Below are 25407 nucleotides of genomic sequence, written 5' to 3'. Positions count from 1 at the left end.
CATGTCGCGGGTTTTTTTGTATCATCTATTTATAATTTTAAATGATTGATGGGCTTAAATGGCACAACGTAAAAAGCACACCAGCTTTTATCCATGGATCGATCCAAAAGATCATGACAAAGGTTTTAAACTGAACTTCTCTGAAGTGACTTATCTTGAGGTGGGGCGGACTCCTGAGGGTTATAAGCAGGCTCAATTTGTGGCGCTGAAAAATCCTGAAATGGCGCTGGATTATGCTTATCCAGAATCATTTTATTTGAGTACTGAAGGTTTTATTTTAATTAAAACCCCACAAGGCAAATATGAAATCATTGCAAAAACAGATAACTGTTAACAATGAATAGTCGTTCTAGAAATCAAAATCAGCGTATGCCGCTGTCAACTCTGCCTGCTGAGTTAAAACCGTGGCTGTATGCCTCAGGCTCGCTTACGCAGCAACTGACCGATATGGCGCAGGGACAATTCCATGTCGAGCTAATTCAAGAGCATTTTCAGCGTTTAAGCTTTGCCAATGCCAAGTGGATGCAGATGTCACCTCAGCATACTTCCTGGGTACGTGAAAGTTATCTCTACGGTTCGGAACAATCTCCTTGGGTGAAAGCCAAAAGCATCTTTCCGATTTTAAGCCTGCAAAAAAAAGCCCGAATTTTTCAGCATATTGGCACCAAACCGATCGGCTGGTTTTTGTTTCAGCGCACCAATCCAGTGTGCCAGCGTCGGGTGGTACTTTTAGATGAGGGCTGGACCCGTCAGAGCTGCTATACTTGGCACGGCTGTAAATTTATCGTACAAGAAACATTTTTACCGGCATTTGAACACTTTATACAAAATTCACGGGCTTGATTTTTATGGCAACCGCACAAGCAATCACCTGGCGTGAGCGTCTTAGCGCCTATTGTTATCTTTGTCGTTTTGATAAACCGATTGGCACTGAACTGGTCTTTTGGCCCACCATGTGGGCGCTGTGGATTGCCGCTCAGGGGATGCCACGCATTGAAATTTTGATTCCCATGATTTTGGGTGTGATTTTTATGCGGGCAGCAGGTTGTGCCATTAATGATTTTGCTGACCGTAAAGTCGATGCACATGTGGAGCGTACCAAAAACCGTCCGCTAGCGACCGGGATTATCAGTGCCAAAGAAGCCGTGATGGTATTTCTAGTTTTGGTGGCTGCCAGTGCCTGCTTGTTATTTTTCCTGCCGATCGAAACTTTTTACTGGTCATTTGGGGCTTTATTTTTAGCGTTTATTTATCCTTTTATGAAGCGCTATACCCATTTGCCTCAAGTCTTTCTGGGGGCGGCATTTTCCTGGTCGATCCCGATGGCCTATACCGCAGTTGGGCAAACGCCGGATTTAACCTGCTGGCTTTTATATTTCGGTAATCTGACCTGGACCGTAGCCTATGATACTCAATATGCAATTGCAGATCGTGAATACGATTTAAAGATTGGAGTAAAATCAACCGCGATCTTATTTGGTCGACATGATATTCAGATCATTAGCGCTTTGCAGGCCAGCAGTATTATTTTGATTGCTGCAGCACTTTGGCTAGAAAATTTATTGTTTCCATTTGGCCTGGCTGCATTAATTGTTGTCGTTCTTGATTTTATTTACCAATGGTTAAAAACACGGGATAAAGATCCACAGCTTTGTTTCTGGGCATTCCGTCATAACCGCTGGATTGGATTGATAATCTTTGCTGGAATTTTTCTGGCTCTTTGGTACTAACCGTCTATCGGCTAATAACAAAAGCGTCCTATAAGGATGCTTTTTTTATGCTTAATTTTGAGTGATCTCGATAAAAAGAGATAGGGAATAACAATAAAAGGATAGAATTATGCAGAATGGTTATAAGAAATTAATGTTGGGCGTACTGTGTTCTTCAGTACTGTTTTTATCTGCGTGTGGCGATGATGATAACGATAATTTTGTAGGATTTAATCCTGTTCGAACTTATACAGTTGATGAGCAGGTTAAAGAGGTTGTTGGGCGTCATGATATCTTTACTTATCGAATGGAAGGTGTACAGAATCGAGAGATTCGTGCAACTACACTGGTATTTACCCCCAAAGGTACTCCACCTACAGGTGGTTGGCCGATTGTGGTTTGGGCTCATGGTACTACAGGTGGAGCAGATAAGTGTGCACCTTCACGCCTTGCCCTGGATGGGCCTGAAAAGGCGTTGGTTATTGGGCTGGTACAACGAGGTTATGCGGTGATTGCCCCAGATTATGAGGGTCTGGGTAATGATAATGAGCCACATCCTTATCTGCATCTGGAAAGTGCTGCCAATTCAATATTATCAGCGATTAGTGAAGCTCAAAAACAGTATGGTGGACTACTGGCCAAAGATTGGGGGGTGATTGGGTGGTCACAGGGCGGACATGCAGCTTTAGCAGCTGCAGAGTTTTATAAGGCTTTACCAAATAATACTTATCGTGGTGCAGTTGCGATTGCCCCAGCTTCTTATCTTAATGATACCTTGGAAGAAGGGCTTTTATTTGCTCAAGGTCTGGCTGCTGATGGTAATGTAGCTCAAGCAGTTCCAATTGCGGCGACTTTGTATACGTATGCCGCCATTGTCAGTTCAGGAATTAAGGCGGAAAAAACCAACTTTAATTACAATCAGGCCTTTGTTAATGCCAAGGTAGATCTGGCTAGACAGGCTGAAAGTTTATGTTCGCCTGAGCTTGCACAGCGTTTTGGTGCAGATATTCAAACGACATTACAAAGTGGTGTGAATTTCTCGCAATATCAGGCATTACGGGAAAACTTCCTGAGCGACCCTGATATTATGGATTATCTAATGGATAATCAGCCTGCACAAACCCGACTAGACCGTCCAGTTTATATTTTTCAAGGTACAGCAGATACCACAGTACCTTATATCATTACCCAGATCTTATATGACGATATGTTTGCGGATGGAACTGATGTTAAGTTAATTCCGGTACTGAATGCCACGCACGCTACAGTGGTCACTGAAAATATTCCCGCACTGCTCAATACGGTAGAAGCCGTTATGAATACGCCAGTGTCATAATTAAATAAGAGTGATAAATCCATGTTGGTTTGAGGTCGGCGTGGATTTAAATACTGTTCGGCCTTGAGCTATGACTTTATTTTGTTATATTGGGCAGTGTAATTAAATGACAAAATTAAAGCAGGTTTGTTATGTCCGAGCAGCCACAGCCCCGCAGTGTCAAAAAACTTTTGATCTTCGGTACGCTTGCACTTTGTATTCCGGTATTTTTAATTAGTATGGCATTTCTTGCAGTGAATAGTGATGCTAAAAATCAGGAAAAATACAAGCAGCAGCAAGCAGAGATGATTGCACGTATTGAAGCACGAGAAGCTGCGGAAAAGCTCAAAGCAGAGCAGGATGTTAAGGCAGATTCAACTCAAGCTGCGTCTGAAAGTAGTGCAACAGCACCTTAATCTATCTAGAATCCCTTTGCACTTGTCTAATGCTGCGAATATTGGTGTAGTAGATAGTTGCATCGTTTGTCGAAAACTATCTCACTCGATTGTAGGTATTCGATATTTCTTGATGAAGTAATTTGCGCTTTTCAACAGAAAAATATAGCCACCAATCATACGATCGGTGGCTATATTTAAATCCTCTTAAAGCAATTCTTTGCGTAATTGCTCAGGAGATTTAATTGAAAGCAGGGCAGGTGCTACATCTAGGGCTGTTTTAGCACCATATTGCTGGGTTTGATTCAGACGGTAGCAGGCACGGGCATAAGCCACTAGAACACTTGCAGTAAACTCCGGGTTGCTATTCAGCTTTAAAGAAAACTCAATCACCTGTTTTTGTGCATCACTGGTATTACCACTACGAATGACAAAACCGCCATGTGGCATATCCTGGTGATCTTTCAGTAAAGTTTCCTCACTGATAAAATTCACGGTCGTATTATAATCCGCAAAATAATCAGGCATGCTGATAATGGTTTGTTCAACTGTTGCTGCATCAGCTCCTTGTTCCAAGACCACATAACAGTCACGATGATGTTTATCTTTGGTGCTTAACTCAGGTCGTGCGCCACTGCGGACTTGTTCAATCGCGTCAGGAGATGGAATGGTGTATTGAACACCAGCTTTCACCCCTCGTACACGGCGGATCGCATCTGAATGGCCTTGGCTTAAGCCTTTACCCCAAAAGGTATAAGTTTCGCCATCTGGTAATAGCGCTTCACCAAATAAACGGTTAATCGAGAACATGCCAGGATCCCAGCCAATAGAAATCATGGCTGTTTTTTTGTTAGCAAGGGCAGGTGCATCGACTGCAGCATAGTATTCCGGAATACGTGCATGCGTATCAAAACTATCTACAGTATTGAATTTACTTGCAAAGATTGGCGCCTGTTGTGGCAAGTCATCTTTAGAGCCGCCACAAAGAATCAGCACATCAATTTTATCGCTAAAATCATTTAATAGTGCATCCATGCTATACACTTGAGTTTCTGCAAAGCAAGGAGAGACGCTGCTTGGTGAGCGGCGAGTAAAAATACCGACAAGTTGCATATCAGAATTTTTTTGGATAGCAGTTTCAACACCACGGCCAAGATTACCGTAACCCGCGATACCAATACGAATAGAATTTTGCATAAATAAACGATCACTGAATAAAAAAACAACGCCAAAAATAAGTAAGGTGATGATGGCCAGAAATAAAACAGGCCAATCAGGTCATCTGACTTATATTTTGTTTTCGAAAGGATTATAGAGCGATAACTTAAACTTTATCACCCTAATCCTACAGAAAGGCAGGTTTAACTGAGAATGCTTGTGATGAGACGCTAAATTGGACGAGGGTTGGCTAATTTTGAAGCACTAAAAGCTGCCGAGAAATTAAAAGCGGAGCAGGAGGCTTTGATCAATCCAACTTAAGCTACACCGGAAAGTACCGCAATTGCAGCTTAACTTATCTTAAATCCCTTTGCAGTTGTCTGATAGTTGGAATCTGGGTGTATCGAATCACGGTATAGCCTGCTGCAATCAGCATCGCATCACGTTCAGCATCTTCCTGCTCTTTGCCAATATGACTGGGATCATCGAGTTCGACAATTGCTACTACATTATATTCACGATCAAGTACGACGAAGTCTGTGACTTTACGATTAAATTGATTGCGCATTTTCATCTGATCGTGCGTGATCAAAGCGCTAAACGCGACTTGTGCCAGAATGTGATGATGGGGAAAGGCATCTTTCAGACGTGTAAACATCCTGCTTTCAAAAGCAGTAATGACGCGCTTCGGATAGAATTTCTTTTGACGGGTGAAGAGATGCGGGAAGAGAAGGCAAACTAATGCAAAAGTTGCCAGGCAGCCAATCACAAAAAATATAAACTGACTCAAATTAAACACAGATCACAAAAGGTAAGAATAAAAAAACCCACTTTGCAATGAGTGGGTTTCTTCAGAATCTTGGCTCTCCCACCTGGGCTCGAACCAGGGACCTGCGGATTAACAGTCCGTCGCTCTACCGACTGAGCTATGGGAGAATAGATTGGCTCTCCAACCTGGGCTCGAACCAGGGACCTGCGGATTAACAGTCCGTCGCTCTACCGACTGAGCTATTGGAGAATCTGACAGCGATTATAGAGAGATTTAAAAAGGGGTCAAGGCACTTTTAGAAAAAAGCTGCAGAAATTGAATCAAGTGTTTTAAAAATAGTCGAAAAGGTTTGTAGTTCAAACTGTTATGTTTATGTAAACCGGTTCTAATAACAAAATCGCGATCAGCCTTAATTTTATAAGTGATCTGGAGCATAAGAAATGAGCGGTTGATCGCGCATATAAATCAATATGATCTCAATTTAAAAAAATACAGGTATAAAAAACCCACTTCGCAATGAGTGGGTTTTTTAGAATCTTGGCTCTTCCACCTGGGCTCGAACCAGGGACCTGCGGATTAACAGTCCGTCGCTCTACCGACTGAGCTATGGAAGAATAGATGGCTCTCCAACCTGGGCTCGAACCAGGGACCTGCGGATTAACAGTCCGTCGCTCTACCGACTGAGCTATTGGAGAATCTGATCGGCATTTTAGGGATGAATAACCAGGTCGTCAATCAATTAATGTAAAGAAATGAATTGTTTGCTTTATTAATATTCATTTAATGCCTAAAAATAAAAAAATCACCCAAAATGGGTGATTTTTTTAGCAAAGAAATAAAAAATTATTTCTCAACACCTGCAGGCTGACCTGCATATTTCGCATTTGCATAATCCCAGTTTACTAGGCTTTCTAGGAAAGTAGAGATGTACTTAGGACGAGCATTACGGAAATCGATGTAGTAAGCATGTTCCCAAACGTCAATCGTCAACACTGCAATTTTACCGTGTGCCATTGGCGTATCAGCATTTGAAGTTTTCATGATTGAAAGCTGGCCGTTTACTTCGTCAGCCACTAACCAAGCCCAACCTGAACCGAATTGAGTGGTTGCAGCAGCAGCAAATTCTTCAGCAAATTTTTCATAAGAACCGAAAGCTTCGTCAATTTTTGCAGCCAAAGTACCAGTTGCTTTACCGCCACCGTTTTTAGCCATACAGTTCCAGTAGAACGTGTGGTTCCAAACTTGAGCCGCGTTATTGAAAACACCTGCTTTAGAAGCATCACCAGCAGTTGCTGTAATAATTTCTTCTAGAGTTTTGCCTTCAAGCTCAGTACCAGCGATCAGGTTATTCAGGTTAACCACATACGTATTGTGGTGTTTGTCGTGATGGTATTCTAAAGTTTCTTTGCTGATGTGTGGAGCAAGATCTTCGTAGCCGTAAGGTAATGCTGGTAAAGTAATGGTTGTCATGTTTTCAATTCCTTGCATTTTGCTGGGTTTTAACAATAAGTGGCTTTATTGTAATAGATAATCGGGCAGAAATGGGCATCGTGTATAAATAACAATACAGAATAAAGCCTGAAAATATATGAATAAAGCCACTGATCATAACCGTCAGTCGAATTAAATCGGATTGTTTAATTCGAAATAATCATACTCAATATTAAACTGTTCTGAAATAGCCTTGGCCAGGCGTTGCACACCGTATTTTTCAGTCGCATGATGGCCACAGGCATAATAATGGACATTCAGTTCCTGAGCTTCATAAAAGGTGCGTTCGCTCACTTCACCTGAAATATAGGCATCACAATCTTGTAGTGCCGCTTTTTGAATATAATCCTGCGCACCACCGGTACAGAAACCGACTTTATGGATTTGAGTTTTTTCAGCAGGAAGATAAATCGCATCAAAGCCCAGCTTTTCTGAAACATAATTTTTAAAATCTTCCGGACTCATTGGCTGTTTTAAATAGCCAATATTGCCAATTGGACGTTTCTCACTCGGATCAAGCTGTTCGATATTTTCGAGTTCTAATAAATCCGCAATGGCGGCATTATTTCCCAGTGTTGGATGACTGTCTAAAGGCAGATGATAGCCAACCAGTGAGATATCATGTTGAATCAGGGTTTTAATGCGCTTACCACGCATTCCCGTAATCGGATAGGCTTCTCCTTTCCAGAAATAGCCATGATGAACCAGCAATAGATCAGCGCCTTGCTCAATTGCAGCTTCAATTGCACTCTGGGAGGCGGTCACGGCACAGAGGATTTTATTCACTTCGGATTTGCCTTCAATCTGCAAGCCATTCGGTGCATAGTCCTTAAATTCACGTGATGCCAAAGTCTGGTCACACCATTGAATAATATCGTTCAAATTCGCCATAAAATTCCTGTAAGTTTAAAAACTTGCCCATATTTATCTATAGGTCTAATTGTAACTAAAGCTGCACAAATCTCTGTGGAATTTTTTGTGTTTAGTTATGTATTTAGCATTACAATAGGACACAAATTACTTAGTCATCAACGAATTAAAATATTTTAGAGGATAGCAACGTGCGCCGCACCTTTACATGGTTACCCTGGGTGTTACTGATTTTAGTCATTATCGGTTTTTTGGGGTGGCAACAACTACAAAAACCAAAGGCACCAGTTGCGCCAGATGGCGTCAAAATGCCTGCTGAAAAAGTAGAGCCGTTGATTGATACGTCGCGCTCAGGAGGCGTGGTCTCCTACAGTGCTGCTGTAAAAGTGGCAGCCCCGGCTGTCGTGAATATTTTTACTACCCAAAAAGTCAAGCAACAGGCGCATCCTTTACTGACCGATCCGGTATTTCGTGAATTCTTTGGCGATCAGTTGCCTGACCAGTATGGACAAAGCCCGAATGAAAACAGTTTAGGTTCAGGTGTAATTGTACGTCCAGACGGTTATATCCTGACCAATAACCACGTGATTGCACAGGCCGATCAGATTGTGGTGGCTTTGCAGGATGGCCGTCGTGCCGAAGCTAAGGTGGTCGGAACTGATCCGGATACCGATCTGGCCGTGATCAAGATTGAACTGACGCAATTGCCAGTTTTGCCATTTAAACTCAGTGGTAATGAAGTCGGTGATGTGGTTCTGGCCATTGGTAATCCTTTTGGTGTTGGGCAAACCGTGACGCAGGGGATTATCTCGGCAACGGGCCGTTCAGACTTGGGCATTAATACCTATGAAGACTTTGTGCAGACCGATGCTGCGATTAATCCAGGTAACTCGGGCGGTGCACTGATTGATGTCGCCGGTAATTTAATTGGCGTCAATACCGCAATTTTCTCGCAGTCTGGTGGTTCGCTGGGGATTGGTTTTGCCATTCCGGCCAAAATTTGTCAGCAGGTGATGAATGCCATTTTGAAAGATGGCCGTGTGGTTCGTGGCTGGTTAGGTATCAGCTTATTACCTGCAGAGCGTGATGATGTCCTGCAACCCAAAGAAAAAGGTGTGACGGTCGCAGAAGTGCTACCGGATGGACCTGCTGCCAAGGCTGGAATCCAGCGTGGCGATAAGATTATGAAAGTAAATGAGGAAGAGATTAGTTCTGCCTCACATCTGATTAATTTTGTGGCCTTGCAAAAGCCAAACAGTACCATTCAGATTGAAATTGAGCGGGCAGGGAAAACCATGACCCTAGAAGTTGTAGTGACTGAACGTAAAGCGCAAGACAGTGCTTCACAATATATCCCTCTACCAGGCCAATAAGTTTGATCAAAAAATCCCTCATCATGAGGGATTTTTTTATGCTTTCTTTCAGCATGCTCTGATACAAAAGTGAAATATTAAGCGCTTTATAAATCATTTAGCTTAATGAAATAACATGAAAAGAGAAAATAAAAATGACTTTTATGACGGCAGATCAGGCCAAAATTTTATCCAATGTTGTCAATCTGGATATTGAAATGTACAAGCCACGTCTGGCGCAACTGATTGAAGATAATGCCCGGCAAGGCAATACAGCGGTACTGACAGTTTTTCCTAAACATCTGCCTTTGGAAGATATCCGTGCCTTATCTGCTGAGTTAACAGATCTGGGCTATAACGTACGCTTTGAAGTGCAGGAATTTTATTATAGCTTTAATGTCTACTGGCTCTAATTTTAACAATTGTTCAAAAATAATCTTATTCAGGCATATATTTTGCTGCATTCATCTCATATTTAAACTATGAGAAGTCTATGTCTTTATCTATTCATCCCACAGCACGGGCCGATGCGTCTTATGTAGTGCTTTCTTCTGGGCTAGGCGGACATGCCAGTTTCTGGAATCCACAAATTGAGACTTTGCAGCAATATTTTCATGTGGTGACTTATGATCAGGAAGGTTGTCATTCGGATTCTGAACTGTTGCCAACTCCTTATTCTATAGACCATATGGCCCGACAGATTCTGGATTTATTGATTAGCCATAATATTCGCGAGTTTCATTTTATTGGACATGCGTTGGGTGGGCATATTGGCATGCAGCTCGCGACTTATCAGACTGATAAAGCGTTTAAGTTACTTAGCCTGACCATGTTGAATGCCTGGGGAGAACTGGATGTGCATACCCAAAAATGCTTTCAGGCACGCACATCATTATTATTGAATAGCGGAACCGAGGCCTATGTGCGGGCACAAGCCTTATTTCTGTACCCCCCGCAATGGATCTCTACACATATTGAACAGTTAACCGAAGCAGAAAATAAGCAGCTACTGGACTTTCCACCGATTCAAAATGTCTTGGTACGTATACAGGCAGTGCAGACTTTCAAGCTCGAAGCAAAGTATCAGCAGGCACTCAAAGGTATTCCTGTGCATCTGATTGCCAATCAGGATGATTTTCTGGTGCCTTATCAACGCTCGCAACAACTTCAGCAATTATTGTCGCAGAGTCAGCTTAGCCTGTTTGCAACAGGAGCACATGCTTCTACGGTGACTGAAACCGCCCAGATCAACCAAAGCATGCTGCAATTTTTAAAATCAGCCTGATATTTTCAGCAAATCACTTTGTTTGCTCAAGCCAGAACTTATTTCTGGCTTTTTATTTTTTCTAATGAATCATTTTTATGGTTTTTACTCAAAATTTGATTCTTCCTAAAAGCGATGATGATCGATTTTAATGCACCTGAATGAAACACGATGAGCAAAATTGATTCAGGGGTGAAAATTATTATTTTACTAAAAATTCAAAAATATAAATATTAAGTATTTGAAAATAAATAACTAAAATTAATTGGCACGCGGTTTGCAATATTTTAAACATAAATAAAAAACCTGAATTGGCAACAGGATTTTGAATATTGGTTAAAAATAATGAGGTGTGAAAATGAAAATAGGTGTCTTCTGTCCAATTGGAAACAACGGCTGGTTACTCTCTGAAAATGCACCACAGTACATGCCAACTTTTGAGTTAAACAAAAAAATCGTGCAGCGTGCTGAACACTATGGTTTCGATTTCGCACTTTCCATGATCAAGCTGCGTGGCTTTGGTGGCAAGACCGAATTCTGGGAACATAACCTGGAAACTTTTACCCTGATGGCGGGTCTCGCAGCCGTGACCAGCAAAATTCAAATTTATGCAACTGCAGCCACTTTGGTGATGCCACCGGCAATTGTAGCGCGCATGGCATCTACCATTGATTCTATTTCCAATGGCCGTTTTGGGCTAAATGTGGTGACTGGCTGGCAACCACCTGAATATACTCAGATGGGTATGTGGCCAGGCAATGACTATTTTGGCAAGCGCTATGAATATCTGTCTGAATATGTACAGATTCTGCGTGAGCTTTGGGCAACCGGAAAATCCGACTTTAAAGGCGAACATTTTCAAATGGAAGATTGCCGGGTCAGCCCTCGACCGCAAGCCGATATGAAAATTATCTGTGCTGGTCAGTCGGATGCCGGTCTGGAGTTTTCTGCACAATATGCTGACTACAACTTCGTATTTGGTAAAGGACTGAATACCCCAACAGCCTATGCGGAAATCAATGACCGCTTAAAAGAAAAAACCGATGTCACCGGCCGTGAAGTACAAACTTATGTCCTATTTATGCTGATTGCGGCAGAAACTGACGAAGAAGCTCAAGTGAAATGGCAGCATTATAACGATGGTGCCGACATGGAAGCGATTAACTGGTTGATGAATCAGGGCGGGAAAGACACGACTTCCGGTGCAGATACCAATATCCGTCAAATGGCGTCTAGTGTATCTCCAGTGAATATCAATATGGGAACCTTGGTAGGTTCTTATGAAAATGTGGCACGAATGTTGGATGAAATTGGCGAAATCAAGGGCACTGAAGGTGTACTCCTGACTTTTGATGATTTCGTTCAGGGCGTAGAAGATTTCGGTCAGAAAATCCAGCCATTAATGAAATGCCGTGACCATATTGTGATTGAGGGCGAAGCACCTGTTCTGGAGAAAAGCGCATGAGTGAATCAGTGGTAACTGCCGATTTTACAGAAAAACTGGGTACCGGAAAAACGCTTAAAGCTGAGCCTGAAGCGATTTGTCTGGCACCTGAACAGACCGCGCTGATTGTGATCGACATGCAGAATGCCTATACCTCACAGGGTGGCTATCTTGATCTGGCGGGTTTTGATGTCTCAAAGACCAAACCCGTAGTCGAAAACATTAAAAAGGCAGTCGATGCAGCGCATGCGGCCGGTATTCAGGTCATTTACTTCAAAAATGGCTGGGATGCAGAATATAAGGAAGCGGGTGGAGTGAATTCCCCAAATTTTCATAAATCTAATGCCCTGAAGACCATGCGCAAGCAGCCTGAATTGTACGGTAAGTTGCTGGCCAAAGGGGGCTGGGACTTTGAACTGATTGATGAGTTACAGCCACTGCCACAAGATTTGGTCATTGAAAAACCTCGCTATAGTGGTTTCTTTAATACCGCACTGGACAGCATGTTGCGTGTGCGTGGTATTCGCAATCTGGTGTTTGTGGGAATTGCCACCAATGTCTGCGTGGAATCAACCCTGCGTGATGGTTTCTTTCTGGAATATTTTGGCGTGGCGCTGGCGGATGCCTGCCATCAGGCAGGGCCAGTCGAAGCTCATGAAGCCAGTCTGTACAACATCAAGACTTTCTTTGGCTGGGTGTCCGATACCGCAAATTTTGTCGATACATTTCAGAAAGAAAGTGAATCACTTAAAGAAACCGAATTAGCTCGAAGTGCTTAAGAAATTAAAGATCAGGATTAAGGAAAAAACAGTATGCCTAAAGAAGTCATTATTCCAGCAGGAACTTCAAAACCGTTAGCTCCGTTTGTACCGGCAACCAAAGCAGACAATATTGTCTATGTATCAGGCACGCTGGCCTTTGATGAAAATAATAACGTGGTGCATGTCGGCGATGCAGCAGCACAGACCCGTCATATTCTGGAAACCATCACGCGTGTGATTGAAGAAGCCGGTGGCAGCATGGATGACGTCACTTTCAATCATGTATTTGTCAAAGACTGGGCAGATTATGCAGCAATTAATGCCGTTTATGCAGAGTATTTTCCGGGAGATAAACCGGCACGATATTGCGTACAGACTGGCTTGGTAAAACCGGATGCACTGGTCGAAATCGCTTCGATTGCCCATGTATAAGTCGAACCACCTGATTCAATCTCATCTATATCGGCCCTAAGTCTGTCACTGAAAACTGACTTGGGGCGGGGAGAAAAGCATGAATGCCAAATTGTCTAAAATCATCACGGAAGTGGTTGCAGAGAATAATGCATCAAATAAGGTTTTAAAGACTGAAAATGCAGCTGAAGTGTTTACCCAGGTCGATCAGCAGACTTTCCGTCAAGGCATGTCCAATCTGGGCGCTGCGGTGAACGTGATTACCACGCATGGCACAGCGGGAAAGGCTGGATTTACAGCATCAGCGGTCTGTAGTGTGACAGATACACCACCAACCTTGCTGGTCTGTCTGAACCGTTCAGCTTCGGTTTATGAAACTTTCAAGAATAATCAGGTCCTGTGCGTGAATACCCTAGCTTCACATCAGCAGCATCTATCCAATCTGTTTGGTGGAAAAACACCCATGGCAGAGCGTTTCAGTCAGGGGAACTGGAAAACTTTGCTGACCCAGTCACCTGTACTTGAGGATGCCTTGATCAGTTTTGATTGTGAGGTGGTGCAGCAAGTATCTGTAGGCAGTCATGACGTGCTGTTCTGTGAAGTGAAGGCCATGTGCCAGCGTCAAGGCAATGCGCTGATGTACTTTAACCGTTCTTACTGTGAGCCACACAAAATGTGCTAAATCAATTCAGTCCTAATCAAGGAGGGGAAGCCCATGCAAGAAAAAGAAACGTGGTTTCCAAAATTTAAGCCTTACCAAGGCAATATCGATACAACCCCAGTCCAAACAGATGAATATCTGCCGGCTGGGAAAAGTATTATTCTCGGGTTACAGCATGTGTTTGCGATGTTTGGGGCAACCGTGCTGGCGCCGCTTTTAATGGGGTTTGATCCCAATCTCACGATTTTTATTACTGGGATTGGTACCATTTTATTTTTCCTGATCACTGGTGGCCGATTGCCAAGTTATCTGGGATCCAGTTTTGCCTTTATTGGCGCCGTGGTGGCAGTCACAGGCTACTCCGGAGCAGGGGCGAATCCCAATATCGGATTGGCACTCGGGGGAACCATCGCCTGCGGTATTGTTTATGCCTTGATTGGCCTGCTGGTCATGAAAACCGGTACCGCATGGATTGAAAAGCTGATGCCACCCGTGGTCACGGGCGTCATTGTGATGATCATCGGCCTGAATCTGGCACCTGTCGCGATCAAGAGTGTCTCAGCCAACCAGTTTGACTCTTGGATGGCGTTGGTCACCATTATTTGTATTAGTGTAATTGCTGTATTTACCAAGGGGATGGTGCGCCGTTTACTGCTGTTATTAGGCCTACTGTCTTCCTACCTGATTTATTTCCTTTTCACTAATGTAATGGGCTTCGGACCTGCGATTGATTTCACCAAAGTCAGTGAAGCAGCATGGTTTGGTTTGCCAAATTTCCAGAGTCCAGTCTTTGAAATGAATGCGATGCTGATGATTGCACCGGTGGCCATTATTCTGGTTGCAGAAAATCTGGGGCACTTTAAAGCGGTATCCGCGATGACAGGTAAAAACCTGTCGCCGTATATGGGACGCGGTTTCTTTGTAGATGGGGTTTGTACTTCATTATCCGCTTCTGTCGGTAGTACCGGGATGACCACTTATGCTGAAAATATCGGCGTGATGGCAGTGACGAAAGTGTATGCAACTACCGTGTTTATCTTTGCCGGCATTTTCGCCATTTTGCTGGGACTTTCACCTAAATTTGGCGCGGTGATCAGTACTATTCCAGTAGCTTTATTGGGCGGTGCATCGATTGTGGTCTTTGGTCTGATTACCGTGGCGGGTGCCAAAATCTGGGTAGACAACCATGTTGATTTTACCAAGAACAGTACGCTGATCATTGGTGCGGTGTGTTTGATTATGGGCACAGGTAACTATAGCTTGCAGATCGGTGGTTTTGATCTGGGAGGTATCGGTACTGCGACGTTGGCAGCGATTTTACTCAATCTGTTCCTGAATCGTGGTGAAGATAAAGAATTGCCTGAACCTGCATCGACCGCAACAGAAGTTGAGGTTAAGCCAGTCGCTTAATATGAGGAGTATTTTTTGAGTCACACAGTTGCATTTTTAGGACTTGGGGCAATGGGCTGGCATATGGCCTCCCATTTGCCAAAACTTGGACATCCGGTTTGGGTCTGGAACCGGACTGAACAGAAAGCGCTAGATCATGCTCAATCTTTCAGGATTCTGGCAGTGGGTATTGAACAGGCGGTTCAAGCGGACTTTATCTTTTCCTGTTTGCCGACCAGTCAGGATGTAGAGAAGCTAATTGCTGCACATCCACCCAAGCCAGGTGCAATCTGGATTGACTGTACCAGCGGTGTGCCAGAATCGGCCCAAAAACTGGCAAAACGATTGGAGCAGCAGGGAAGTTATTATCTGGATGCTCCGGTATCCGGTCAGACTGTTGGGGCAGAAAAAGGCACTTTAACCGTGATGGTGGGAGGAAATGAATCCGCCTTTGAGCAAGCCAAACCGGTCATTGCTGCTTTTGCTGGCTTGATTGAATATGTCGGGGAAAGTGGTTCCGGGTTTGCGGTGAAAGCTGTTAACAATACCTTGATGGCCACCCATTTATGGGCACTGGCTGAAGGCTTGACGGTATTGAAAGGACAGGGGGTTGATTTGGGTAGTGCGCTGAACTGTATTAATCATTCTAGTGGTAAAAGCAGTATGTCGGAAAATATCATGGCACAGCGGGTTTTAAGCCGTGAGTTTCATAAAACCTTTGCGTTGGATTTACTGCAAAAAGATATCGGTATTGCTATAGAGTTAGTGCAACAGCAACAACTGGATTTATCAGTGATGTCTTTAATTCAGCAGCAGTTTCAGCAGATTGCCAAGCCACAGGCCAGCCAGCTGGATTTCTCCGCTGCGGTGCAAGGGTTGGAACAACGTACGCAGATTGAATTAAGGGGATAAAGTCTTTCTTACAAATTGCTATTCATAGAAAAACCATTAATTTTGAATTAAATCCAGAAGGACGAATTTATTTATCAAAAATATGAAAATCCGGGAATTTAAAAATCCCCGGATTTTTATTTCAATTGTTTAAAATAGCCTAAGCTAATTTTAATATGACAAACTCAAACAATTTAAATAAATATCTTAATTTTGTTGATTCGCCTCATATTCCTGAATGACTTCAAGCGCGGCACGAAAGGCTTCCTGGGTTGCCGGTGCGCCGCAGTAAGGCAGACTATGCAGCAGCACTTCCTGAATTTCCTCAACCGTTGCACCGTTATTTAGGGCACCTCGCACATGGCCTTTTAGTTCAGTTGGGCTTTTTTGAGCCGTAAGGAAGGCAATGGTAATTAAGGAGCGGTATTTACGCGGTAAAACACCTTCACGTTGCCAGGTCGAACCCCAGGCATGTTCATTAATCCAGTCCTGTAATGGCTGGGTAAAAGGCACGGTATTTTCCTGAGCACGCTGCACAAAGCTTTCCCCCATTACTTCAGTACGGACTTTCAAGCCATTTTCATAATCTTGTTGTGACATGCTTTATCCTCAATTTTATTATTGCTTTAGCTTAACGCTTTTAAGCCAAAATACTATCGTGCAATAGTCGTAAAAAAAAGTGGCTGAAAAGCCACTTATGAAGCTTCCAAAGTGAGGTATTGAAACATGGCTCCACTCTGGAATTTATGACACCTTTGATCAAAAGTTTGATTTAAGGTGATACTGAGTGTGAAGGATCAGTTTGCACTGAAGTATCGGTACCTGTAGCATCTTCCTTGATGAGATACGGATTCTCAAGCTCTAATACCTCATTCAAATGCAGATCGAATACATCGGTCAACATGCTGTCATAGCGGCGCGCATTATAGTGCAGCAGTTTTTCTGCTTCCTGATCATTAATAAAGCCTTGTAGCTGTGCATCGGCTACATGCTCAGCAAAACTGAGTCCTTTAAATTGTCCTTTATTTTCAGCTTTTTTAAAGCGATCCCAGAGTTTTTCAATCTCGAGTAGCAGATTGAAAGTAGATTCCATACGGCCAGTGACATCATTTTCATTAATATTATAGTAGACATGTTTTTTGAGTGACTGCCGGAAAGCATTGTTTTCCATCATGCTGTTTGCTACCTGTTGTTTCAGCTGGTCTGATGGTTTCTGTACCGGACGGCCAAATGGGAAACATAGCAGTTTGACCATGCCTGCTGCTGCACCTGATGGAAAGTTGGCAAACAGGTCAAAAAAAGCTTCTTGCGCTGTATACAGAGACTTTTCTACCGCAAGCTGTGCATGTAAACGCTCATCTTCAGTCTTTTTGCTATGCTCAAAATATTTCAGAATTGAGGAAGCAATAAACAGATGTGCATGAATATCGGCCAGACGACCCGAAAGCATTTCCTTACGTTTGATATCCCCTGCGAGTAAACCTAGGCACATATCCGCAGTTAAAGCAAAGTTGGCACTCAGCCGATTAATGATCTTATAATAAGGCTGGGTGAAATCAACCGCACTTTGCGGCGCAGCACTTGAGCCACCTGTAAAGGCATAGGCAAAGGAGCGAGCAGTCCGGTTAAAGGTGTAACCCAAATGCTTAAACAGCAAGTTATCAAAAGGATTTAGAGCCGCTGCCGAGTCTTCTGCCTGTAAGAGCTGTAATTCTTCATATAGATAAGGATGGCAGCGCATTGAACCCTGTCCAAAAATCATCAAGGAACGACTGAGAATATTGGCGCCTTCGACGGTAATGGAGACTGGAATTGCCTGATAGTAAGGTGCCAGAAAGTTACGCGGCCCCATCTGAATGGCACGACCACCGACCACATCCATGCCGTGATTGACCACTTTACGCATGCCTTCAGTTGCATAGTATTTGGCAATCGCCGTCATTACGGCAGGCTTGCCACCCTGATTCAGACCACAGGTGACCAGATAACGGAAGGCTTCCAGCATATAGGTGTCACTGGCGATTTCACTATTGGCTTCCTGAACACCCTCAAACTTACCAACTGAAATCTTGAATTGCTGACGAATACGAGAGAAAGCACCCACATTTAAATAAGTCATTTCTGAAGTAGAAGTAGACAGCGCTGGTAGGGAAATGCCACGACCGACTGCCAAACATTCCATCAGCATACGCCAGCCTTTGCCGGCATTTTTGACGCCACCAATAATCCAGTCCAGAGGAATAAACACATCTTTACCTTCAACCGTACCATTCATGAATGGTGGTCCGGGGTTATGCCGTGGTCCCACTATTACGCCTTCATGACTGGCAGGGAGCAGGGCACAGGTAATGCCGTATTCAGTCTGTTCACCCAGAAGATGATCAGGGTCATACATTTTAAAGGCCAGACCCACCACTGTCGCAATTGGTGCCAAAGTAATCCATCGTTTAGAAAAATTCATTCTCAGGCCTAAGACTTCCTGACCTTCAAACTGGCCATAGCAGACCACGCCCGTATCAGGAATCGCACCGGCATCGGAGCCGGCTTCCGGACTGGTCAAACCGAAACAGGGAATTTCTTCGCCTCGCGCCAGACCCGGCAGATAACGGTCTTTCTGTTCTTCGGTACCATAATGCAGTAACAGCTCGCCTGGTCCGAGTGAGTTCGGTACCATACAACTCACGGCTGTGGTCAGAGATCGCGAAGCAATCTTGCTCATCACCCGACTTTGGGCAAAGGAGCTAAAGGCACGACCGCCGTATTCTTTGGGAATAATCAGGCCCAAGAAACCATGTTCCTTAATATATTGCCAGACATGATCAGGCAGCGCTTTTTGCTCATGAATTTCCCATTCATCCAGCATGCTGCACAAGGTTTCAACTTCATTGTTCAGAAAGGCCTGTTCTTCTAGCGACAGCTTTGGATAAGGATAACTGTTAAAGGTTTCCCAATTCGGTGCACCCATAAACAGCTCTTTTTCCCACCAGCTAGTTCCGGAATCCAGTGCTTCGCGTTCTGTCGGACTGATACTCGGCATGGCATTTGCCAGTGCTTTATAGGCCGGTTTGGAAATAAACGACATACGTAAAGGGTCGATCATCACTACAAGGCTAATTAGGATTAGCGGAATTCCTAGAATCAGCGACCATGGACTAATAAAAGCGCAGACAATTGACACGATGATCAGCGCAATTGCACCCGCGCTACGGGAGAGCTGAAAATAGAAAACGGCCCATAAACTGAGTAATAGCAGTAGTACAGCAAATATAAATAGCATTGTTATAGTTCTCCAGATTTATACAACGCTGCCTGTGCCGAGATCTCATAGAATTTTTGTCACAGTTCATTCATTTTTTTTGTCGCTTGAGGATCGGACAGGTTCAGCATTGCACGTGTGAGAATGATCGTTTTCAAGTCTTGCAACGATATTTTTAAATCTTTCATCTATTTATGAGATTGTTTGAAAAATGCTCAGTCTTCAAGTGAGAACGCGCAAAGAAATGTGAAGATAAGTAATGACTTAATCTTATCTAAAATAAAAAATGGGGGGTTTAACACTCAGTAAAAATTTAAATTGAAGAAATAAAAAAACCCTCTACGAGAGAGGGCTTTTACTTCATTGGTTTAAACAGGATTAAGCTTCAATGGCCTGAACTGCAATTTTTTTGGCAGGATCCACTTTACGACGCACTGCTGGTACAGGTTCGCCGTAGTATTGGCGGTCGGCAAAGTAGCTTGAACGAACCATTGGTGCTGCCCAGATATTACGGAAGCCCAGTTTTTGGCCATGTTCGGTATAACGCTCGAATTCTTCAGGTGTTACAAAGCGGTCAATCGCTGCATGTTCTTTTGAAGGCTGCAAATACTGACCAATCGTCACATAATCTACGCCATGCGCATGCAGATCATCAAGCAGGGCCAGCACTTCTTCTTCAGTTTCACCAATACCGACCATCAGACCACATTTGGTTGGTACGTCCGGGCAGTATTCTTTAAACATTTTCAGCAGGTTTAAAGAGTGCTGATAGTCAGAACCTGGACGCATGGCTTTATATAAACGCGGTACAGTTTCGATATTGTGGTTAAACACATCTGGTGGGCATTCAGTCATGATGCGCAGCGCGATATCCATACGACCACGGAAATCTGGCACCAGAATTTCCAGCAGGGTATTCGGGCTTAGAGCACGCGCTTCTTTAATACAATCTACAAAATGCTGTGCACCGCCATCCAGTAAATCATCACGGTCTACCGAAGTGATCACTGCATATTTCAAACCCAGATTGGCAATAGTTTCTGCCATATGACGCGGTTCATCTGCATCGAGTGCATTTGGACGGCCATGAGCCACATCACAGAACGGACAACGACGGGTACAGATATCGCCCATAATCATGAAAGTCGCAGTACCGCCACCAAAACATTCAGGCAGGTTTGGACAGGCGGCTTCTTCGCACACCGTATGTAATTTTTGCTGACGTAGTGTGGTTTTAATACGTTGAACTTCTTCAGGTGCCGCCATTTTCACCCGGATCCAGTCCGGCTTACGTGGCGTTTCAACCGTAGGAACAACTTTTACAGGAATGCGGGCAACTTTTTCCGCACCGCGAAGTTTGACGCCCTGTTCAGGTTTACGGTTTTCAGACATATTCAACTTTTCCACTGTTTTTGAAGGGGGAGATACTCAAAGATAGCGCAGTTATTATAACGGACTTCGTTCTAAATAGGGCAAAAAGGGGTATTCATTTAAAAAATGTTCTTATCAAGCAATATATGTGAGTTAAATACACCAAATCAACAGGATTTACGTCATAATAAGAGTGTAGATTAAAGTGAATTTTTTAATTTTGAGGAGCGTTGAATGCCACGTAAAAAAGAGGTCGTTAGTGGGACTTTCGTTAAATATGATGCGGTAGTTCTAGGTTCGGGCCCTGCGGGCGAAGGCGCGGCAATGAAACTTGCCAAATCTGGTAAGCGTGTTGCAATCGTTGAGATGCGTGAACAGCTGGGTGGTAACTGTACCCATGTCGGTACGATTCCAAGTAAAGCATTGCGTCAAACAGTATCCAGTATTATCCGTTATCAACGTGATCCACTGTTTCAAAAAGTTGGGGACTGGAAGCAGTTCACCATGAAGCAAGTGTTGCGTCATGCACATAAAGTTATTCAACAACAAGTAGATACACATTCACGTTTCTACGACCGCAATAAAATTGATATTTATCATGGTCGTGCTTACATTCAGGATCAAAATACCATTTTTGTATTTAACCCAGATGGCATTAAAGAAACGCTGATGTTTAAGCAACTGGTCATTGCCAGCGGCTCGCGTCCATATCGTCCAGACATTCTTGATTTTAATCATCCGCGTGTATTTGATTCAGACAAAATTCTGGATCTGGACTATTCCATCCAGAAAATCATTATTTATGGCGCAGGTGTAATCGGTTGTGAATATGCCTCGATCTTTATTGGTCTGGGACATAAAGTTGACCTGATCAACACCCAGCACAAACTTTTAAGCTATCTGGATGATGAAATCTCTGATGCACTGTCTTATCACTTGCGTGAACAGGGTGTATTGATTCGTCATAATGAACAGATCGACTTTTTAGAAACATTTGATGACCATGTGGTGATGCACACGCAAAGCGGCAAGAAAATCAAAGCTGATGCAATTTTGTGGTGTAATGGCCGTTCAGGCAATACTGATGGTCTAGGTCTTGAAAATGTTGGCCTGAAACCGAACAGCCGTGGTCAATTGACTGTGAATGATCAATATCAGACTGAAGTTGAAAATATCTATGCTGCCGGTGATGTGATCGGCTGGCCTTCGCTAGCCTCTGCTGCCTATGACCAAGGTCGTTGCGCGGGTGCCAACATGAGCGGCGAGAAAGACGTTGCACCGGTGACTGATATTCCAACCGGGATTTATACCATTCCTGAGATTTCTTCGATTGGTAAGACTGAACAGCAGCTGACTGAAGAAAAGATTCCGTATGAAGTCGGTCAGGCATCATTCCGTCATTTGGCACGTGCACAGATTACCGGTGATACCATGGGCGAATTAAAGATTCTGTTCCATCGCGAAACGCTAGAAGTTTTGGGTGTACATTGCTTCGGTAATAATGCCTCTGAAATTATCCATATTGGTCAGGCGGTCATGAACAGCCCGAATAATACGATCAAGTACTTTGTAGAAACCACGTTTAACTATCCGACCATGGCGGAAGCGTATCGTGTAGCGACACTGAATGGTATGAACCGTTTATTCTAAGTGAGATATTTGACTTAGACAGAAAAACCGCAAGTCTTCACTTGCGGTTTTTTTATTGGAATTGATTAAGTCAGTCAAGTTGATCAAATTGAATTTTTAAGCAGCCATTTTTCGGCATTCTTCAGCACAGCGGCGGCATGCTTCGGCACATTGCTGACAATGTTCATGTTGGTGCTTGCCACATTCTTCTGCACAGTAGTCACATGCTTTGGCGCAAAGTTCACATATCTCATGCATGAATGGAGACTGCTTTTGTTCCATACGGGCACACAGCTGACAGATATCTGCACAATCCAGACAGCGCTGGATACATTCCCGCATCATGTCTAAATCTTCTTCTTTAAGACAGGCACTGGCACAGTTAGCGCATGCCAGGGAACAGTTCATACAGGTTTGAACACAATCTGAAAATTGAAGCTGATTCATTGTCGTTTCCTCTTTCCATAGGTTTATTGCTGATTTTCTAATACGCTAAGCAGAAAAAGGAAAATACACTAGGCAGATTAGGTGAGGAAAAGTAAACAGACGCTTTGTTTTGTTACGGAATTTACTCTCTACATTTATATTCAGAGTTAGATATTTTTATTATTTGAGAAAATAAAAAAACCATTGAGCCGTTCAAAGTCTCAATGGTGGAAGAGCGACATGATAAATCGTAATTATTGAAGGTTTGAGCTACCTTTCTCATTATTCTCGTTTTTCTTATTAAAATGGACGGCTACCCGCCAGACTGATACGTTTCAATAAACGGCGCTGATCAGCCGGAAAAGGACGACGGGAGTGCAGAGTCACCTGATTGTCCCAGAACACAATATCGCCCACTTCCCAATGATGTTCATAAGCGAATTCAGGTTTTGAAATACGCTCACGTAATTTTGGCGATCAGTTCACTGCCAGCCTGATCATCATAATTAACCAGCTCGACCTCGGTATGCGTGTTTAGCCAAAGTGCTTTACGGCCGGATTCAGGATGAGTTCGCACCAGTGGATGCGGATAGGCATGACTTAATATGGGCTGATCTTTAAAACGGTACAGCGGGCTGTTGCCATAGTCTTGATCATCAGCCTGATCTTTAGTTTTTTGACGGCGCACGAAAGGGTTGTAAGTAATCAGTTGCAGCTGATCAATCTCTGCCTTGGTTTCTTTATCAAGTGCATCATAGGCTTTAATGGTATTGATCCAGCTGGTCTGCCCGCCGTCCTGAGGTAGTTCAATTGCATACAGAAGAGAACCAAAAGAAGGTAATGGTGTCCATTGATGATCGGCATGTGGAGTCAGTTCACCATGCCCAGTATAGTCTCCCTGACCGACGGCATTGGACACCGGAACGACATCGGGTGGAACACCGCTATCAGACTGCGCAGCCAGTACCGGCGTATCTGCACTTGGGCGGAAAATGGAACCGAAATAAGTTGAAAACGCCAGATACTGTAAATCATCCAGACTTTGCTGCTTAAAGATCAAAATCAGATGCTCGGCCAGCGCCTGTTTTAATTTCAGAATAGTTTCGGATGACTGGGCTTTACGGGCATCCAGACCATAGACCACTGCGCCTAAGGCCTGACCGATTTGCGGTACAATCTTGATTTCATCCGGATGTTGCAATTGATCTGGCTGATGCCAGCGTGGGGCATCATGAATGGCTTGTGAAAGTTGGGTTAAGCTGGTCATTATCAAGTCTCAGAATTTTCTTGTTGATGAGAATCTAAGAAAATTCCAGACTGAAATAAAATCAAAAGAAGTGATAAGTTTATGAATAATCTTATATTTTTACTATTCATTTGATTTTAAAACATTTAACTTATTCTGCGATGGATTGCGCATTTTCTGCTGAGGATATTTCAGCAGTTTAGTGTGCGCAAAAAGCCTGATTAAAATATTTAAACAGCTGAGGTGTTTGAAACCACAGTCCAATCGACAAAGTGAGTAAAAGTAGGATTGCCACAGCAATCGAGAGTTTGAGTTTCAGCAGAGAATTAGTCATGGACGATTTGCTCCTCATTGACCCAGAAATGCACCAGTACGCCAAAAATGCTGAGGACAATGGATAGCATCCACACCGCATTATAATTGCCGCTTAAATCATGGTTGACTCCACCGAGCCAGCCACCGAAAAACGAGCCAACCTGATGGGTAAAGAACACGATGCCACTGAGCATGGTCAGATATTTCACCCCGAACATATTCGCTACAATGCCATTGGTCAGCGGAACGGTCGATAACCAGAGTAATCCCATAATGACACCAAAGCTATAGACTGTCCATGTGCTGAGAGGCAGTATGAGAAAGGCAATAATCGCAATTCCACGCAAGGCATATAATCCCATTAGCAGATGCGGTTTGGAATATTTGCCACCGAGCCAGCCGGCGGTATAGGTACCTAGCACATTAAACAGACCCACTAAGGCTAAGAAAATCGTACCGGTTGTGGCATTAAAACCATGATCAATCAGATAGCCCGGAAGGTGGATGCCAATAAAAACGACCTGAAAACCACAAACAAAAAAGCCCATGGCCAGAAACCAAAAGGGTTTATGATTTTTCACCACCACCAGAATCTGTTTAAAACTGAGTGAGACTTTAGTGGGGGTAGCGGCCGCGTTGGGATTAACATACATCGGTGCTTTCAGCATCCAGGCCAGTGGTACAATCAGGGCAATCAAAATGGCACTGACCACCAATGCTCCTGACCAACCGACATTCTGTAACAGCAACAGGGTCGAAGGCAGCATGATAAACTGGCCAAAAGATCCGGCCGCACTGGCAATACCCATCGCCAGACTGCGTTTTTCTGGTGGTGCAGCACGTCCTACAGCAGACAGTAAAACCGGAAAAGATGTTGCAGACAGGGCGAGACCTAAAATCAGGCCCACACTCAGATTTAACAGCAGTCCAGTAGAACTGACCGCCATGAGTAGCAAGCCCACGGCATAGAGTGCCCCACCTAAGGCAACGACAATCTTGCTGCCATATTTATCTGCGAAGGCTCCAGTAATGGGTTGTACTGCTCCCCAGATCAGGTTTTACATGGCAATCGCCAAGCTAAAAACATTATGTCCCCAACCAAATTCATCACTCATCGGCACCAGATAAAGACCAAATGCATGACGTACGCCCAATGACAATGCCAGAATGATAGCGGAGCCAATCAGCATAAAAATAAGCGCTTTGGAAAATGGAATATCGGACATAGGGCAGGCAGGCAGATAAAGTCAGCGCTTATAGTATTCGATTCAGGTAAAGGAGGCG

General features: G+C 43.7%; 24 protein-coding genes, 4 tRNA genes and 2 pseudogenes. 15 read left to right on the top strand and 15 right to left on the bottom strand.

The window, feature by feature from the left end:
* Positions 1 to 58: 58 nt before the first annotated feature.
* The 5 genes from ACO1B7_RS02200 (at position 59) to ACO1B7_RS02180 (ending at position 3440) form a co-directional block, all read left to right on the top strand.
* Entirely contained in the window at positions 59 to 334 is a 276-nt protein-coding gene (locus tag ACO1B7_RS02200; RefSeq protein WP_423089759.1) for a hypothetical protein, read from the top strand.
* Positions 335 to 336: 2 nt separating this feature from the next.
* Positions 337 to 843 carry a chorismate--pyruvate lyase family protein gene (locus ACO1B7_RS02195; protein WP_423089758.1) on the top strand — a complete coding sequence of 169 codons (507 nt, stop codon included), beginning with the start codon at positions 337 to 339 and terminating at the stop codon, positions 841 to 843.
* A 5-nt stretch (positions 844 to 848) separates the two neighbouring features.
* Positions 849 to 1730, top strand: coding sequence for a 4-hydroxybenzoate octaprenyltransferase (ubiA, locus tag ACO1B7_RS02190; RefSeq protein ID WP_423089757.1), 882 nt, complete (start codon positions 849 to 851; stop codon positions 1728 to 1730).
* A gap of 109 nt (positions 1731 to 1839) precedes the next feature.
* Positions 1840 to 3045 (top strand): alpha/beta hydrolase, encoded by a 1206-nt coding sequence (locus ACO1B7_RS02185; protein WP_423089756.1) that lies wholly within the window; start codon positions 1840 to 1842, stop codon positions 3043 to 3045.
* Positions 3046 to 3176: 131 nt separating this feature from the next.
* Positions 3177 to 3440 (top strand): hypothetical protein, encoded by a 264-nt coding sequence (locus ACO1B7_RS02180; protein WP_423089755.1) that lies wholly within the window; start codon positions 3177 to 3179, stop codon positions 3438 to 3440.
* Positions 3441 to 3626: 186 nt separating this feature from the next.
* Here ACO1B7_RS02180 and ACO1B7_RS02175 read toward each other — a convergent pair whose 3' ends face one another.
* The 8 genes from ACO1B7_RS02175 to ACO1B7_RS02140 all read right to left on the bottom strand — a co-directional run bounded on the left by ACO1B7_RS02175 (position 3627) and on the right by ACO1B7_RS02140 (position 7728).
* Positions 3627 to 4616 (bottom strand): diaminopimelate dehydrogenase, encoded by a 990-nt coding sequence (locus ACO1B7_RS02175; protein ID WP_423089754.1) that lies wholly within the window; start codon positions 4614 to 4616, stop codon positions 3627 to 3629.
* 316 nt (positions 4617 to 4932) lie between these two features.
* Positions 4933 to 5376 (bottom strand): DUF2726 domain-containing protein, encoded by a 444-nt coding sequence (locus ACO1B7_RS02170; RefSeq protein WP_044112771.1) that lies wholly within the window; start codon positions 5374 to 5376, stop codon positions 4933 to 4935.
* A gap of 61 nt (positions 5377 to 5437) precedes the next feature.
* A tRNA-Asn gene (locus ACO1B7_RS02165) sits at positions 5438 to 5513 on the bottom strand.
* A gap of 6 nt (positions 5514 to 5519) precedes the next feature.
* Positions 5520 to 5595 (bottom strand) — tRNA-Asn (locus ACO1B7_RS02160).
* Between the two features lie 289 nt (positions 5596 to 5884).
* A tRNA-Asn gene (locus tag ACO1B7_RS02155) sits at positions 5885 to 5960 on the bottom strand.
* A gap of 5 nt (positions 5961 to 5965) precedes the next feature.
* Positions 5966 to 6041 (bottom strand) — tRNA-Asn (locus ACO1B7_RS02150).
* A 148-nt stretch (positions 6042 to 6189) separates the two neighbouring features.
* Complete coding sequence (locus ACO1B7_RS02145) at positions 6190 to 6816, bottom strand: superoxide dismutase (RefSeq protein ID WP_004646486.1); 627 nt, start codon at positions 6814 to 6816, stop codon at positions 6190 to 6192.
* A gap of 153 nt (positions 6817 to 6969) precedes the next feature.
* The gene (locus ACO1B7_RS02140) at positions 6970 to 7728 is read right to left on the bottom strand and encodes a Nif3-like dinuclear metal center hexameric protein (protein WP_423089753.1); all 759 of its coding nucleotides are present in this window, start codon (positions 7726 to 7728) and stop codon (positions 6970 to 6972) included.
* Between the two features lie 170 nt (positions 7729 to 7898).
* Between ACO1B7_RS02140 and ACO1B7_RS02135 the strand changes: the two genes are divergently transcribed.
* From ACO1B7_RS02135 to ACO1B7_RS02095, 9 genes are all read left to right on the top strand, one after another.
* Complete coding sequence (locus tag ACO1B7_RS02135) at positions 7899 to 9080, top strand: S1C family serine protease (protein WP_423089752.1); 1182 nt, start codon at positions 7899 to 7901, stop codon at positions 9078 to 9080.
* A 134-nt stretch (positions 9081 to 9214) separates the two neighbouring features.
* Entirely contained in the window at positions 9215 to 9472 is a 258-nt protein-coding gene (locus tag ACO1B7_RS02130) for a hypothetical protein (protein ID WP_423089751.1), read from the top strand.
* A gap of 80 nt (positions 9473 to 9552) precedes the next feature.
* Positions 9553 to 10344: a pyrimidine utilization protein D gene (gene rutD, locus ACO1B7_RS02125; RefSeq protein WP_423089750.1), complete on the top strand. Its 792-nt coding sequence runs from the start codon at positions 9553 to 9555 to the stop codon at positions 10342 to 10344.
* Positions 10345 to 10681: 337 nt separating this feature from the next.
* On the top strand, positions 10682 to 11788 hold the full coding sequence (gene rutA / locus ACO1B7_RS02120; protein ID WP_423089749.1) for a pyrimidine utilization protein A: 1107 nt from the start codon (positions 10682 to 10684) through the stop codon (positions 11786 to 11788).
* Positions 11785 to 12546, top strand: a complete 762-nt coding sequence (gene rutB / locus ACO1B7_RS02115) for a pyrimidine utilization protein B (RefSeq protein WP_423089748.1) — start codon at positions 11785 to 11787, stop codon at positions 12544 to 12546. Before rutA ends, rutB begins: the two co-directional genes overlap by 4 nt.
* Before the next feature lie 33 nt (positions 12547 to 12579).
* The gene (rutC, locus tag ACO1B7_RS02110) at positions 12580 to 12960 is read left to right on the top strand and encodes a pyrimidine utilization protein C (protein WP_423089747.1); all 381 of its coding nucleotides are present in this window, start codon (positions 12580 to 12582) and stop codon (positions 12958 to 12960) included.
* A 112-nt stretch (positions 12961 to 13072) separates the two neighbouring features.
* Positions 13073 to 13621, top strand: coding sequence for an NADH-dependent FMN reductase RutF (rutF, locus tag ACO1B7_RS02105; protein ID WP_423090301.1), 549 nt, complete (start codon positions 13073 to 13075; stop codon positions 13619 to 13621).
* A gap of 33 nt (positions 13622 to 13654) precedes the next feature.
* Entirely contained in the window at positions 13655 to 15010 is a 1356-nt protein-coding gene (gene rutG, locus ACO1B7_RS02100) for a pyrimidine utilization transport protein G (protein ID WP_423089746.1), read from the top strand.
* A gap of 51 nt (positions 15011 to 15061) precedes the next feature.
* The gene (locus ACO1B7_RS02095) at positions 15062 to 15901 is read left to right on the top strand and encodes an NAD(P)-dependent oxidoreductase (RefSeq protein WP_423090300.1); all 840 of its coding nucleotides are present in this window, start codon (positions 15062 to 15064) and stop codon (positions 15899 to 15901) included.
* A gap of 186 nt (positions 15902 to 16087) precedes the next feature.
* Here the strand turns inward: ACO1B7_RS02095 and ACO1B7_RS02090 are convergent, their stop codons facing one another.
* The 3 genes from ACO1B7_RS02090 to lipA all read right to left on the bottom strand — a co-directional run bounded on the left by ACO1B7_RS02090 (position 16088) and on the right by lipA (position 20528).
* Positions 16088 to 16480 (bottom strand): carboxymuconolactone decarboxylase family protein, encoded by a 393-nt coding sequence (locus ACO1B7_RS02090; RefSeq protein WP_423089745.1) that lies wholly within the window; start codon positions 16478 to 16480, stop codon positions 16088 to 16090.
* Positions 16481 to 16652: 172 nt separating this feature from the next.
* Complete coding sequence (locus ACO1B7_RS02085; RefSeq protein ID WP_253173301.1) at positions 16653 to 19157, bottom strand: acyl-CoA dehydrogenase; 2505 nt, start codon at positions 19155 to 19157, stop codon at positions 16653 to 16655.
* A 357-nt stretch (positions 19158 to 19514) separates the two neighbouring features.
* Complete coding sequence (gene lipA, locus ACO1B7_RS02080; protein WP_005246834.1) at positions 19515 to 20528, bottom strand: lipoyl synthase; 1014 nt, start codon at positions 20526 to 20528, stop codon at positions 19515 to 19517.
* A 213-nt stretch (positions 20529 to 20741) separates the two neighbouring features.
* Here lipA and sthA point away from each other — a divergent pair, with 213 nt between their 5' ends.
* Positions 20742 to 22157: a Si-specific NAD(P)(+) transhydrogenase gene (gene sthA / locus ACO1B7_RS02075; RefSeq protein WP_004646501.1), complete on the top strand. Its 1416-nt coding sequence runs from the start codon at positions 20742 to 20744 to the stop codon at positions 22155 to 22157.
* Between the two features lie 96 nt (positions 22158 to 22253).
* On the opposite strand, the gene ACO1B7_RS02070 is transcribed toward sthA, so the two are convergent.
* From ACO1B7_RS02070 to ACO1B7_RS02055, 4 genes and pseudogenes are all read right to left on the bottom strand, one after another.
* Positions 22254 to 22583 (bottom strand): four-helix bundle copper-binding protein, encoded by a 330-nt coding sequence (locus ACO1B7_RS02070; protein WP_195724927.1) that lies wholly within the window; start codon positions 22581 to 22583, stop codon positions 22254 to 22256.
* A 279-nt stretch (positions 22584 to 22862) separates the two neighbouring features.
* A pseudogene (locus ACO1B7_RS02065) lies at positions 22863 to 23829 on the bottom strand (TauD/TfdA dioxygenase family protein).
* A gap of 178 nt (positions 23830 to 24007) precedes the next feature.
* Positions 24008 to 24142, bottom strand: coding sequence for a hypothetical protein (locus ACO1B7_RS02060; RefSeq protein ID WP_423089744.1), 135 nt, complete (start codon positions 24140 to 24142; stop codon positions 24008 to 24010).
* Positions 24135 to 25349: pseudogene (locus ACO1B7_RS02055) on the bottom strand (MFS transporter). The gene ACO1B7_RS02060 and the pseudogene ACO1B7_RS02055 overlap by 8 nt, the downstream one beginning before the upstream one ends.
* Positions 25350 to 25407 lie beyond the last annotated feature (58 nt).

The sequence above is a fragment of the Acinetobacter lwoffii genome, from assembly GCF_049367455.1.
Classification (GTDB): domain Bacteria; phylum Pseudomonadota; class Gammaproteobacteria; order Pseudomonadales; family Moraxellaceae; genus Acinetobacter; species Acinetobacter lwoffii_W.
Note: the sequence above shows the minus strand (reverse complement) of the source record. Positions and strands in the feature narration are given on the sequence as shown.